This is a genomic window from Clostridium hominis, from assembly GCF_014287825.1.
GTDB classification, from domain to species: Bacteria; Bacillota; Clostridia; order Clostridiales; family Clostridiaceae; genus Clostridium; species Clostridium hominis.
The window spans coordinates 17,828-31,974 of sequence record NZ_JACOOO010000035.1 but is presented as its reverse complement, the minus strand read 5'-3'; the positions used below and the strand labels follow the sequence as shown (position 1 = coordinate 31,974).

Genomic DNA, 14,147 nt, shown 5'->3' with positions numbered 1-14,147 from the left:
AAGGTGTGAACAATAAAATGGAAGTGCTAGAAGGATTAGTTGAGGCTATTATATTTAAAAGTGAAGATACGGGATATATAGTAAGTAAGGTAACAGCCAATAAAGAATTAATTACTGTTGTTGGAATAATGCCTCTTATTAAAGAGGGACAGCAGATAAATTTTAAGGGGTCATGGATTAATCATAAGCAGTTTGGTCGACAATTTAATGTAGAGGAGTATCATGAGTTATTACCGTCATCGGCAAAAGAGATTGAAAGGTATTTATCAACTGGTATAATTCATGGTATTGGACCGGTAACTGCAAAGAAAATAGTAAATAAGTTTGGGGATAAGACTTTAGAGATTCTGGATAACAATATTGAGAGATTAAAAGAAGTTGATGGTATAGGTGAAAAGAAATTTAGTATAATATATGATTCTTACTTAGAGAGTAAAGATTTAAAAGATATAATAATGTTTTTCCAAAAACATGGGATGACTATAAATCAATGTCTAAAAATTTATAAAAAGTTTGGACCAGATTCAATAGATATAGTTTCAAAGAATCCATACATATTAAATGATGAAATATCAGGAATAGGTTTTTTAACAGCAGACAGAATTGCTAGAAGTTTAGGGATTGAAATAATATCACCTTTTAGAATACAAAGCGGAATTAGATATGTTCTTAATAATTTCTCAGCATTAGGAAATACATATATGCCACAGGATATGCTTATAGATGAATGTAAGAAGGTTCTTATGGTTGAGGAAGAACTTGTAGTAGAAAATATATACAATAGTGTATTAGAAGGAAAGTTAAAGGTAGAAAAGATTAAGGAAATAGATGCAGTGTATACTCTACCTTATTATTACTGTGAGTTAGGAGTAACTAATAAGATAATAACTTTAAGCATAGAGAACTTCCAGACTATTAATACTGATGTTTTGTTTGAAATAGAATCTTTTGAAAAAAGATATAATATAAAATTTGCGCAAGCTCAAAAAGAAGCTATTATAGGTGCATTTAATAATGGTATAGAAATAATAACTGGTGGACCAGGAACAGGGAAAACAACAATTATAAAGTGTATAATTGAGATATATGAAAACAGTGGCATGAAGGTTCTTTTAGCAGCTCCAACTGGAAGAGCAGCAAAGAGAATGAGTGAATCTACTGGTAGAGAAGCAAAAACTATTCATAGACTTTTAGAAATGGGCGTAAGTGATGATGAAAACTCATTTTTTGGTAAGGGAGAAGGAGAACCTTTAGAAGGTGATGTAATTATCATAGATGAGGCATCTATGATAGATATCATGCTTATGAATAGTCTTTTAAAGGCTATTAGATTAGGAACTAGAGTGATAATAGTTGGAGATGTTGACCAGCTACCTTCAGTAGGTCCGGGTAATGTTTTGAGAGATTTGATAAATAGTAATTTTATAAATGTAGTAAGACTAAATGAAATATTTAGACAGGGTAAGGAAAGTATGATCATTGTTAATGCTCATAAAATTAATAGTGGTGAATTACCATACCTAAATAAAAAAGATGGTGATTTTTTCTTTGACTCAAGAGAAAATATAGATGATATTTTAAAAACCATAATTGATTTAATAAATAGGAGATTACCTAATTTTAATTCTAAATGGAATAAGGTAAAGGATATACAAATTTTATCGCCAACAAGAAAAGGTGTATTAGGAGTAGAGAATTTAAATAATGAGCTTCAAAAAATACTTAATCCTCCATCAAATCATAAGAAAGAAAAGAATGTTAGGGAAATGATTTTTAGAGAGGGAGATAAAGTTATGCAAATAAAAAATAACTACTCTCTTAAATGGACTAGAATTAGTGGTATTGGTGATGAAGAAGGTGTTGGAGTATTTAACGGTGACATGGGCTTTATTGAGTCTATAAACGAAGATAAGAGTACTTTAACAGTAATATTTGATGATGAGCGAAGAGTTGTTTATGAATTTGCATTTTTAGATGAATTAGAGCTTGCATATGCAATAACTGTACATAAAAGTCAAGGAAGTGAATTTAAAGTTGTAATAACTCCAGTTTTTATGGGGTCAGCATTTTTGATGAATAGGAATATACTATATACTGGGATAACAAGAGCCAAAGAATTAGTAGTAGTTGTTGGAAGTCAAAAGGCTCTTAAATATATGGTAACTAACACTAATAATGTAGAAAGATATTCTTCATTAAAGGAAAGAATTATAGATATTACAGCAGATGAAAAGATAGTTAGGGATTAGAATTTAGAGAGGTTATAAAGATGAATTATAAAGAGCTTAACAGTGCATTTAAGAAAATAAATAATTGGTATGATAAGAAAACTAAAGTACTTACTGTTAAAACTAGACCTTTTAATACATCTATTGTATTTTCAAATTTAATAAATAGAGTTTTATATAATAATGGTAAGATATTATATGTATGGGGTTGTACCGATAAGGAGCAAATAAAAAAGAGAAAGAGAGAATACTATAATATTTTAATAGATGAACAGAAGAAGAATCATATAGGAGACGATATAAAGTTTATAACTATAGATTTATTAGAAGAAGTATATGATGATTTCGACCTTGTTATATTTGATGATATAAGTATATTTTCATCTATATCGAAAAATAGACTTAGAGAAGCTGTAGAAGATGTTTATTGGAGATCTAGTAAGATAATTATATATTCTTCAGAGTATGTGTTTCCAATAGGGAGTAAAATGGAATTAGTTTATTTAGTTGATAATGTGCCAATCGTAGAGCCAAGGTTTGTTTTAACTAGAATAAGATTAGAAAATGATATACCACTAGCTTTATATGAATATCTTAAATGGTTTAAGAAGAATAAAAAAAGAGCTTTAATTATTGTTCCATCTGAATATATGTTAAATAAGATTTACAATAATTATTATAACACTTTAAAGAATGATGATATAAGGGTGGTTAAATACGCAAAAGAACAGAACTTTGGATTTGTGGAAGATATATTAGAAGGGTATAATGACTCTGTTTTTATAGTTACTAATAGTATAGGTAATTATATTAATTTTATAGATGATTTAAATATAGTTATGTTATTTTCGGATAATGAATCTTTCAGCTATAAAGAGATAATTTATCTATGTGGCGCTCTTAGAGTTAGTAATGAGTTTTTACCTGAGATACTCTTGGTATCGAAAGAGATATCAGATGATATGGATAAATCTAAAAATATAACAAGAGGATTTAATCAAAGCTTATGGGAAAGAAAATTATTAAAGAAATAAGGAACATTGTATCAACTATTCTTGATATTATTTATCCACCATCCAATAGATGCATAATTTGTAATTCTGAAGATTTTATAGGAATATGCCCATATTGTAAAAGTAAAATTAAGAGAGTAGAAAATCAGGATGATATATTATCATATGGATATTATGGAGGCATATTAAAAGAGTTAATATTAGCATTTAAATATGATAAAAACTTTACTGCTGGAAATGTTATTTCTGAATTGTTATTAAATTTAATATATGAAAATAATATAGAATTTGATGAAATATGCTATGTTCCTATGAGTAAATCCTCTGTTAAACAGAGGGGGTTTAATCAATGTGAAGTAATTGCCAAAAATCTAAGTAAATCATTAGATATTCCAGTTAATGATTCGCTTATTAAAATTAAAGATACTAGAGAACAAAAAAGTCTATCAAAAGAAGAAAGATATAAAAATATTAAAGGTGCTTTTAAAATAAAAGAAAATAATATTGAAAATAAAAGAATTTTGCTTGTAGATGACGTAGTTACAACTGGGGCAACACTATTAGAATGTAAAAAAATATTAAAAAATTGTGATATAGAAGAAATTACTATATTGACAATTGCCAAAAGCCATATATAATATTAATGTAAAAGTTAGGTCTGTGGATGCAAGTCGATGCCAGTCGCAGGCGAAACGATCCACGTAAGTTAGACAAAGTTTTAATGAGCATGGTGCGGTATAGAAGTAAGTCCTACCAACAGTTATGTTGAGAGTGTGAGTAGTGAGAGGGTAATTCTGGGTAGCAAAAGCTCCAGTAGGCGAGTGTGGGGTCAAAATCCAGGTCAGCTAACTTTTGCAAAAAAGCCACTAATTTCTTAGAAATTAGTGGCTTTTTTATGTAAACTTATAATAATTAAAGATAAGTTAAGTAAATCAAAACTATAGAAAGAATATTCAGAAAATTCAAATATAATGAGGCTTGTTTCATAAAACTTTAAATAGTAGAATATATATAAATAAAAGAATTTGAAATCTTAAAAGACATAACCACAACGAATAGAGAGGGGTTGACCTTATGAGAGTAACAGTAATAGGTAAGAATATTAACGTGACACCAGCATTAAAGGAAATAATTGAGAAGAAGATTTCAAAATTAGACAGGTATTTTAATCCAGGCGTAGAAGCTAGAGCTACACTAAGTGTACAAAGGAATAGGCAGATATTCGAGGTAACAATACCATTCAATGGTGTTATACTAAGATGTGAAGAAGCCACTGATGATATGTATAAGTCAATAGATTTAGTAGAAAACAAATTAGAAAGACAGATAAGAAAACAAAGAACTAAACTATCAAGAAGAAATAATAGTTCTTTAAAATTTTCTAACATAGAAGAAGTAGCAATAGAAGATGAAGAAAGAACTGGCGAAATAGTAAAAATTAAAAAATTTAATATAAAACCAATGACTGCAGATGAGGCAATATTACAAATGGAGTTAGTAGAACACGACTTTTTTGTATTTAAAGATGCAGATACAAATAATATTAATGTAATTTATAGAAGAAAAGATGGAAATTATGGTATCTTAGAGCCGGATTATGAGTAAATTATAAGGGAGTTCCTTTTGAAGGGACTCCTTTTAGATTTTTCATAAAGTTTATTTTTGTTGAATTATTAACATAATAAATGGTATAATTTATAAAAGAACTTTAAGATATAATAATGGTTTATAATTGAAAGGAAATACTTATGGGATTTTTAGAGAAACTATTTGGAACATATAGTGAAAGAGAAGTAAAAAAACTTCAAGGTATAGCTGATAAAATAGAAGCTTTAGAGCCATCTATGCAAGCTTTAACAGATGAAGAGTTACAAAATAAAACAGTTGAATTTAAAGATAGAATAGCTAAAGGGGAATCTTTAGATAGTATATTACCAGAAGCTTTTGCAGTTTGTAGAGAAGCTTCTTGGAGAGTATTAGGAATGAAGCATTTTAGAGTTCAATTACTTGGTGGTATGGTACTTCATCAAGGAAGAATAGCTGAAATGAAAACTGGGGAAGGTAAAACTCTTGTAGCCACACTACCAGCATACCTTAATGGATTAACAGGAAAGGGTGTTCACGTTATTACAGTAAATGACTATCTTGCTAAAACGCAAATGGAAGAGATGGGGCATTTATATAACTTCTTAGGATTAACAACTGGAGTTATAGTACATGGAATAACTAACGATGAAAGAAGAGCAGCTTATAACTGTGATATCACATACGGTACTAATAACGAGTATGGTTTTGATTACTTAAGAGATAATATGGTAATCTACAAAGAAGAAATGGTTCAAAGAGAATTAAACTTTGCAATAGTAGACGAAGTTGACTCTATTTTAATAGACGAAGCTAGAACACCGCTTATAATTTCAGGTATGGGAGATAAGTCAACTAGATTCTATAGTGTTGCAGACTATTTCGTTAAAACATTAGTTAAAGAGCAAGACTTTACTATAGATGAAAAAGCAAATGCAGTTTTATTAACTGATGAAGGTGTTGTTAAAGCTGAAAAATGCTTTAATTTAGAAAACTATGCAGATGCTAAAAACTTAGAATTACAACACTATGTAACTCAAGCACTTAAAGCTAATTACACAATGAAACTAGATAAAGACTATATGGTTAAAGATGACCAAATAGTTATTATAGATGAGTTTACAGGAAGACTTATGGAAGGTAGAAGATACTCAGATGGTCTTCACCAAGCTATTGAAGCCAAAGAAGGAGTTAAAATTCAAAGAGAATCTAAGACTTTAGCAACAATAACATTCCAAAACTACTTCAGAATGTATGATAAATTATCAGGTATGACAGGTACAGCTTTAACAGAAGAAAATGAATTTAGAGAAATCTATAATTTAGATGTTATTGTTATACCAACTAATAGACCAGTTGCAAGAATAGATAGCTCAGATATTGTTTATAAAAATGAAGCTGGTAAGTATAAGGCTATAATAAATGAAATAGTTTCTTCTAACGAGAAAGGCCAACCAGTTTTAGTTGGTACTGCTAGTGTTGATAGATCAGAGTATATTTCATCTCTATTAAAGAAGAGAGGAATAAAGCATCAAGTGCTTAATGCCAAATATCATTCTCAAGAAGCTGAAATAATATCTCATGCTGGTGAATATGGAGCTGTTACAATAGCTACTAACATGGCTGGTAGAGGTACAGATATTAAGCTTGGTGAAGGTGTTATAGAAGTTGGTGGATTAAAGGTAATAGGTACTGAAAGACACGAATCAAGAAGAATAGATAACCAATTAAGAGGTAGATCTGGACGTCAAGGGGACCCAGGTGCATCATTATTCTTTATATCTTTAGAAGATGACTTGATGAGAATTTTTGGATCAGAAAAGATTCAAGGGGTTATAGATAAGTTAGGACTTGAAGAGGATGAAGCAATAGAAAGTAATATGGTTACTAAAGCTATAGAAAATGCTCAAAAGAAAGTTGAAGGTAATAACTTTGATATAAGAAAGAACTTACTTGGATATGATGATGTAATGAATCTTCAAAGAGAAGTTATCTATAGACAAAGAAGAGAAGTTTTAGAAGGTAAAAACTTAAAAGATCAAATAGAATCTATGATAGAAGAGGTTATTGCAGATGCTGTAAATTCTCACTTAATGGGTGAGATTGAAAACTTAGAAGAAGAGTTAGGTAAGTTATTACAATACTTAGGGGATATATGTCTACCTAATGGAACAGTAACTGTAGAAGATTTAGCTGACCTTTCTAATACAGAAATAAAAGATAAATTATTATCTGTAGTATTAGAAATTTATAAAGGTAAAGAGTTAGAATTTGGTGAAGAACAAATGAGAGAAATCGAAAGAGTAGTTCTTTTAAGAGTTGTTGACCAAAAATGGATGGCTCATATAGATAATATGGATCATTTAAAACAAGGAATGGGATTAAGAGCATATAAGCAACAAGATCCAATTCAAGCGTACCAAATGGAAGGTAGTGCAATGTTTGAAGAAATGATCGAGGGAATTAAGAATGAAACAGTTAAGTTCTTATTCCATGTAAGAGTTGAAAGACCAGTGGAAAGAGAAAAAGTTGTAGAAGAAACTTCTGCTAGTCATGGAGAAGATGATAAGAGCTTAAAGAAGGAACCTGCAAGAAATGAAAACAAAGTAGGAAGAAATGATGTTTGTCCTTGCGGAAGTGGAAAGAAATATAAAAACTGCTGCGGCAGAGGAGTATAAAAAAGTGCCCTAAGGGCACTTTTTTAATTATTAATTTTAAATTTTAAATTGGAGAAAGAGCTTCTATGAATTTTACAGTTTAAAATATATATTATTATTTTAAATAGATGTCTATAATGATAGAATATAGTAAAAAGGAATTAAGAAGAAATTTCATAGATAATTTTTAATTCTTAATTATAAATTATAAATTGGCTAAAGGGGTTGATATAGTGTTAATTAAATTAGAGCAAGAGCTTGCTAAACTTAATGGTTTAAAGGTTACATTAGATGAAATGAGGGCTTCTCTTTGACAAGGACAGTTTAGAAAAGAGATTTCAAGAGCTTGAGCTTCAGATGCAGGAAAAAGGATTCTGGGATGATATAAAAAGAGCAGAAGAAGTTACTAAAGAAAGTAAGAGTATTAAGGATAAAATAGATAGATTTGAAAGTTTAATTAATAGAATAGATGATGTTGAAGTATTAGCTGAAATTGCAGAAGATGATGAAGAGACTGTAAATGAAATTATCTATGAGATTAGAGATATAGAAAAACTAATTGAAGAATATAGAATAGAGTTACTTTTATCTGGTGAATATGATAAAAATGATGCTATATTAAATCTTCATGCAGGAGTTGGTGGATCTGATGCTAATGATTGGACTGATATGCTTCTTAGAATGTATACTAGATGGTGTGAAAAGAAAGGCTATAAGGTTCAAGTAGTAGATTTATTAGAAGGTGACGAGGCTGGAATAAAGAGTGTTACCTTAAAAGTAAAAGGGGAATTTGCTTATGGATATTTGAAAGCTGAAAAGGGTATCCATAGGTTAGTAAGAATATCACCTTTTAATGCTAATGGTAAGAGACAAACATCTTTTGCTTCAGTAGAAGTACTACCAGAGCTTACTAAAGACCAAGATATTGATATTAGATCAGATGATTTAAAGATAGATACGTATAGAGCGAGTGGAGCTGGTGGGCAACACGTAAATAAAACTGAATCAGCTATAAGAATAACTCATATACCAACTGGAATAGTTGTACAGTGCCAAAATGAAAGAAGTCAATTTTCAAATAAAGACACAGCCATGTCAATGCTTAAGTCTAAACTTATAGAACTTAAGGATAGAGCTCATAAAGAGAAAATTGAGGATTTGACTGGGGAGCTAAAAGATATGGGATGGGGAAGTCAAATAAGATCGTACGTATTCCATCCATATAACCTGGTTAAAGATCATAGAACTAACGAAGAAACATCAAATCTAAGTTCTGTTATGGATGGTGGAATAGATCAGTTTATAACTGCTTATCTAAAACAGAATAAATAGCTTGAAAATGTTGTTAGCTAAAGCTTACAAGAGAAATATTAGCAAAGTTAAGAGAAATATTCATCTTTAGTGAAAAGAAATATGCCTACGACAGATATGATATTCATGTCGTAGGCATTTATTTATTTTACTTTTTTCTTAAGAAGAGGATATCCAACTAAGACACCTAGAATTATTGATAAAACTAGAATTAACAGTTTATTGTAAAGTAATAAAGTAAAGTTGTTATAGCAACTATTCATTATTTTTTGGTTTACTATTTCATAAACTGAATCTATAGCATCAGTACTAATATAGGTTGTAGTGTCATATGGAGTATGAATTTTACTTAAATCACTATGACAAAAGCTTACTGAATCTATACCTAACTTATTAAAGCTAGCATGATCACTTGAGTCTTGATATACAACTTCATAAGAAGTATTATTTTTTTTACATAGTTCTTCTAATGATTTTAGTAGTTCTGAATCTTTATCTTTAAAATCAACACCTTGCATAAATGTTATTGGAAAACCAGCGCTTCCAACCATATCAAAATTTATGACTTCCGAATTTTTTAAATTAAATATATTGTCTTCTGCAAACTGTTTCGATCCTAATAACCCAAATTCCTCCGCATTTAGAGCAACAAAAATTATATCTCGATTAGGTTTAGCAAATGTAGAAAGGCTACGTTGAAGTTCAAGCATGAAGCTTGTACCCGATGCGTTATCTAATGCACCACCATATATATTACCTAAGCCGTCTTTACCTAAGTGATCAAAGTGGGCTGTAATTACTAAAGGTGCAGCTTCTTTATCAGTACCCTCAATAACACCAACTACATTAGAGATTGTTTTGCTTTCAGCTTCAAAAGGAACATGAACAGAAATTTCTTTCCCTTCATTTAAGCTATTAAGTATTTTGTTCTTGGTGTTTTCTGTCACCATAATAACAGCATCATAAGGAAAATCGCTCATGAAGGAACTTCTAAAGTAAAGTTCATTTCCATTAGGAACAAAAAATAAAAACTTGTTTTCAGAAGTAGTTACTTCAATAGAAAGATAGAATGAAGAAATTTTATCTTTATTAGAAAAAGTAAATGTATTTCCTCTAAAGTTAATCATATCTTCTTTAAAGTCAACTCCATATTGAAGTTCTTCTTCTACTTTGCCATTAGACATTATTTTAAGATAAGGTGTTGTGTCTGTAGAAACTGGACAGATAGTATTAAAATCTTTTTTGTAACTACCGTCTCCATAAGTTTTTAAATTACTTTCTTTAAATTTATTTTCTATAAAATCTGCAACCATCGTATTCTCAGTAGAACCAGCTAAACGTCCATTAAATGTTTCCGAAGAAAGTACATCTATAGTGTCTTTTACGTTGCTAGAATCAAAAGATGAATATGAACAGTTAAGCAAAATTAGAAAAAATAATAAAATAAATGTTACGGATAAGCTTAAAAGATATATAAGTTTTTTTCGCATAAAAGTACCTCGAAATTATAATATATATCTAATAATATTATTCTAATGTTTGTAATATGATTAAAATAAATAAAATTATGTTTTTGAATATGTCAAAACTATTACTCCGTTAATTAGTGAGAATATTAAACATATATAAATAAAGGTATTAAGTTGTCCTTTAACAATAGAGAAAATACCACCAACAACAGTACAAAGTAAAGTTAGAATATTTAAGAATTTTATAAATCCATTCTTACCTGATAATATTTCCTTCATTGATGTTAATAAAATTAATATCAATGTTAAGAATATAAATATATTCCTTAGATTTGTAGAAAAGTCAATTACGTAAAATTCATTTAATACAAGGAATGTTATAAATATTATTAATAGAATATACATAAATTTATTAATAAATTGAGGCATAATATCACCACCTAATTGTAAATATTTTACAATTAAATTATACAAGTTAATTTACTTAATATCAATAGTGTAATATTCAGGAAGAAAAAATATTAAAAAATAATTGGGAAATATTATATAATAGTTAATGAAAGAAAAATAAGTGACATAAGTTTAGGAGGAGCTATGGTAAATATAGAGGAAAGATTAGTAAAGGAATTAGGAATATCACTAAAGCATGTTCAAAATGTTATTACTTTATTAGATGAAGGTAATACGGTTCCTTTCATAGCGAGATATAGAAAAGAACAAACTGGAGCTATGACAGATGAAGTTTTAAGAAAGTTTTTTGAAAGATTAAATTATCTTAGAAATTTAAAAGAAAGAAAAGAAGCAGTTTTAAAATCTATAGATGAACAAGGGAAATTAACTGAAGAAATAGTAAAAGCTTTAGAAGTAAGTGAAACTTTAACAGAAGTTGAGGATATATATAGACCGTTTAAGCAAAAGAAGAGAACAAGAGCTACAATAGCATTAGAAAAGGGGTTAAAACCATTAGCTGAAGTAATACTTGAAGGTGATTTTAAAGGTAATATAGAAGAAGAAGCTTCTAAATATATAGACGAAGAAAAGAAAGTTTTATCATCAGAGGATGCTATTAATGGAGCTTTAGATATAATAGCCGAAATGATATCAGATGAAGCAAGTTATAGAAAATGGATAAGAGAACTTACTGTAAGAGAAGGAAAGCTTGAAACAAAAGGTAGTAGCGAAGAATCTACACCTTATGAAATGTACTATGAATACAGTGAAGAGGTATCTAAAATTCCTCCACATAGAATACTTGCTATAAATAGGGGAGAAAAAGAAAAAATTCTTTCAGTGAAGATAAATGTAAATGAAGAAAAGGTATTATCATATTTAGAAAATAAAATTCTTAAAAAGAATGATATAACAGATAAATACTTATTGCTAGCAATTAAGGATTCATATAAGAGACTAATATTTCCTTCAATAGAGAGAGAAGTGAGAAGTGAACTTACAGACAAAGGAGAAGAGGGTGCAATATTAATATTCAAGGAAAACCTAAAATCACTACTTATGCAACCACCTATAAAAGGTAAGGTTGTTATGGGATTTGATCCAGGATTCAGAACAGGATGTAAGGTTGCTGTATTAGATTCTACTGGGAAGTTTTTAGAAAAGGCTACTGTATATCCTACATTACCTAGAAATGATGTAAATGGCACTAAGAAGGTTTTAAAAGAGCTTATAAATAAATATGATGTAGAAGTAATATCTCTAGGAAATGGAACGGCTTCAAGAGAATCTGAGGAAGTTATTTCAGAGATGATATCTGAAATAAAAAAAGAAACAGGGAAAGAATTAGTTTATGTAATAGTATCAGAATCAGGAGCATCAGTTTATTCAGCATCAGAGCTTGCAACTAAAGAGTATCCAGATTTAGATGTAACTATAAGAGGAGCTATTTCTATTGGTAGAAGACTTCAAGATCCAATGGCTGAACTAGTGAAAATTGAACCAAAAGCTTTAGGTGTAGGACAATATCAACATGATGTAACACCAAAGAGATTAGATGAATCGTTAACTGGAGTTGTTGAGGATTCAGTTAATAAAGTTGGAGTAGATTTAAATACTGCTACACCTTCGTTGTTAACTTATGTTGCTGGTATAAATTCAGCTATAGCTAATAATATTGTAGCTTATAGAGATGAAGTTGGAGGATTTAGCTCTAGAAAGGAATTATTAAAGGTTAAGAGATTAGGACAAAAGGCATTTGAGCAATGTGCTGGTTTCTTAAGGGTTATGGAAAGTAAAGAACCTTTAGATAATACTTCAGTTCACCCTGAATCATATAATATAACAAAAAAACTTATTGAAATGTTAGGTTATACTAAAGAAGACTTAAAGAATAGGAAGCTAGATGATATAAATGAAAGAGTTTCTGAAAAGGGATTAAGTAATATAATAAAAGAATTAGAAGTAGGAGAAATTACTTTAAAGGATATTATAAAGGAATTACAAAAGCCTGGTAGAGACCCAAGAGAAGATATGCCGAAACCAATATTAAAAACTGGTGTAGTAGATATAAAAGATTTAACTTCAGGAATGATTCTTATGGGTACAGTAAGAAATGTATCTGACTTTGGAGCTTTTGTAGACATTGGAGTGCATCAAGATGGGCTTGTTCACAAAAGTCAAATGGCTAATAGATTTGTAAAACATCCTTTAGATATAGTAAAAGTAGGAGATGTTATACAGGTTAAGATAATGGAAGTAGATGAAAAAAGAAAGAGAATTTCTTTAACTATGAAAGATATAGATAAATAATGCTGTTACTATTGGGTGTTTAATGTAACAAAAACTAAAGGTATTATTAAAAAATTAAAAAATATAATAATATTACTTGAAAAAATACAAATATTAGAATATAATATAAATGAAATAAATGTTAATAAAATTATCTTCAGGGCAGGGTGTAATTCCCTACCGGCGGTATAGCCCGCGAGCTCTTATGAGTATGATTCGGTGAAACTCCGAGGCCGACAGTAAAGTCTGGATGAAAGAAGGTAGTAAGTTAGATAAATAAGTGCTATTTTGCATTTAGTTTAATTAGCTTGTTTTTTATGCCCTGGTGAATTTTCATCAGGGTTTTTTATGTATTAAAAAATTATTTTTAAGCAAAATATAAATAAGACAAGCAATTTAGATTCTAACAAATTACCCCAGAGGATAACTTTTGGGAGGAGAATGAAATGAATAATTCAAACAAAAACGTAAACAAAATGATTAAAATTTCCTTATTAGTTGCAATTGCAGTAGTATTAATGTATTTTGATTTCCCTATAATCCCATTATTCCCATGGTTAAAGATCGATTTAAGTGAAGTTCCAGCATTAATGGGTGGATTTGCTTATGGACCAGTAGCAGGTGGAGCTATAGTAATATTAAAAGTATTATTAAGATTCTTAATAAAAGGAACAGAAACAGGTTTTATAGGAGAATTAGCCAATATTATAGTTGGTCTTGCATTAGTTGTACCAGCAGCATGGATTTATAATAGAAATAAGAGTAAAAAAACTGCTATTATAGGTATGATAATAGGTGGGATTGTTATGGAATTGTTAGGAATAGTAGCTAATGTATATTTCTTACTACCTGCATATGGAATGCAAATGGCACCAGCAGAACTAAGCCAATATGTTATTGTAGGATTATTACCATTCAATGGACTAAAGGCTTTAATCGTAGGAATAATAACTTATCTTTTATATAAGAAAGTATCGGTAGCAATATTTAAAGTTGATAGTAAATTTAATGATTCAAAAAACCAAATAGCGTAATTAATTTAAGTTAATATTTAATAATTTAGAGTTAATAGTTTAGGAGAGAAACTGTTGTACAGATTCTTTAAATAATCAAATTAATTGATTTTATTCCTGAACTATTAACTCT

The 14,147-nt window shown here is 29.3% G+C and carries 10 protein-coding genes and 1 riboswitch; of the genes, 8 read left to right on the top strand and 2 right to left on the bottom strand.

Features of this window, described 5'->3' with window-relative positions:
• Positions 1 to 17: 17 nt before the first annotated feature.
• The 6 genes from recD2 (at position 18) to prfB (ending at position 8,814) form a co-directional block, all read left to right on the top strand.
• Entirely contained in the window at positions 18 to 2,249 is a 2,232-nt protein-coding gene (gene recD2 / locus H8S20_RS14860) for an SF1B family DNA helicase RecD2 (protein WP_186860589.1), read from the top strand.
• Positions 2,250 to 2,269: 20 nt separating this feature from the next.
• On the top strand, positions 2,270 to 3,262 hold the full coding sequence (locus tag H8S20_RS14855) for a hypothetical protein (protein WP_186860588.1): 993 nt from the start codon (positions 2,270 to 2,272) through the stop codon (positions 3,260 to 3,262).
• Positions 3,235 to 3,879, top strand: coding sequence for a ComF family protein (locus tag H8S20_RS14850; RefSeq protein ID WP_186860587.1), 645 nt, complete (start codon positions 3,235 to 3,237; stop codon positions 3,877 to 3,879). Before H8S20_RS14855 ends, H8S20_RS14850 begins: the two co-directional genes overlap by 28 nt.
• 436 nt (positions 3,880 to 4,315) lie before the next feature.
• Positions 4,316 to 4,846, top strand: coding sequence for a ribosome hibernation-promoting factor, HPF/YfiA family (gene hpf, locus H8S20_RS14845; RefSeq protein WP_032117270.1), 531 nt, complete (start codon positions 4,316 to 4,318; stop codon positions 4,844 to 4,846).
• Positions 4,847 to 4,989: 143 nt separating this feature from the next.
• Complete coding sequence (gene secA, locus H8S20_RS14840) at positions 4,990 to 7,503, top strand: preprotein translocase subunit SecA (protein ID WP_186860586.1); 2,514 nt, start codon at positions 4,990 to 4,992, stop codon at positions 7,501 to 7,503.
• Between the two features lie 212 nt (positions 7,504 to 7,715).
• A protein-coding gene (prfB, locus tag H8S20_RS14835) for a peptide chain release factor 2 (RefSeq protein WP_186860585.1) occupies positions 7,716 to 8,814 on the top strand; the annotation gives its coding sequence in 2 pieces (ribosomal slippage) (positions 7,716 to 7,793 and positions 7,795 to 8,814; 1,098 coding nt in all).
• A gap of 122 nt (positions 8,815 to 8,936) precedes the next feature.
• Here the strand turns inward: prfB and H8S20_RS14830 are convergent.
• Positions 8,937 to 10,283 (bottom strand): M28 family metallopeptidase, encoded by a 1,347-nt coding sequence (locus tag H8S20_RS14830; protein ID WP_186860584.1) that lies wholly within the window; start codon positions 10,281 to 10,283, stop codon positions 8,937 to 8,939.
• A gap of 75 nt (positions 10,284 to 10,358) precedes the next feature.
• Complete coding sequence (locus tag H8S20_RS14825; protein WP_032117274.1) at positions 10,359 to 10,691, bottom strand: hypothetical protein; 333 nt, start codon at positions 10,689 to 10,691, stop codon at positions 10,359 to 10,361.
• A gap of 165 nt (positions 10,692 to 10,856) precedes the next feature.
• On the opposite strand from H8S20_RS14825, the gene H8S20_RS14820 reads away from it, so the two are divergent.
• Both H8S20_RS14820 and H8S20_RS14815 read left to right on the top strand, forming a co-directional pair.
• A complete protein-coding gene (locus H8S20_RS14820; protein ID WP_186860583.1) occupies positions 10,857 to 13,022 on the top strand; it encodes a Tex family protein in 2,166 nt (721 codons plus the stop codon).
• A 128-nt stretch (positions 13,023 to 13,150) separates the two neighbouring features.
• Positions 13,151 to 13,267: riboswitch (FMN riboswitch) on the top strand.
• Positions 13,268 to 13,447: 180 nt separating this feature from the next.
• Positions 13,448 to 14,035: an ECF transporter S component gene (locus H8S20_RS14815; RefSeq protein ID WP_186860582.1), complete on the top strand. Its 588-nt coding sequence runs from the start codon at positions 13,448 to 13,450 to the stop codon at positions 14,033 to 14,035.
• Positions 14,036 to 14,147: the final 112 nt, after the last annotated feature.